The sequence below is a fragment of the Oleiphilus sp. HI0123 genome (genome assembly GCF_001635315.1).
In genome coordinates this window covers 1-293 of sequence record NZ_LWGE01000854.1, presented here as the reverse complement: position 1 = coordinate 293, position 293 = coordinate 1, and the positions used below count along the sequence as shown (strand labels likewise).

The window sequence follows — 293 nt, the reverse complement described above, 5'->3', positions numbered from 1 at the left end:
GGCTTTTCCATACTCTACTCATGCTTTAAGGTACTGGGCATCAAAGAAATGGAGTTCACATCGGGCGCGCTTAGGGAAGGTTTGCTGTATGACATACTAGGCCGGATTCAGCATGAGGATGTCAGAGAACGTTCACTTCAATCGATGCAGGCTCGCTATGCTATTGATGTTGAACACGCTGAAAGAGTAGAGAAAACAGCGCTTCATGCATACAAGCAAATTGCTTCGTATTGGGATATAGCCTTACCGCAATGTGAAAATCTACTACGTTGGGCAAGCCGGGTTTTTGAGGT

At 45.7% G+C, this 293-nt stretch carries 1 pseudogene; it reads left to right on the top strand.

Annotated elements, in window-relative coordinates:
* Window positions 1-48: 48 nt before the first annotated feature.
* Window positions 49-293, top strand: a pseudogene (locus A3761_RS27315) (exopolyphosphatase); the annotation flags it as partial.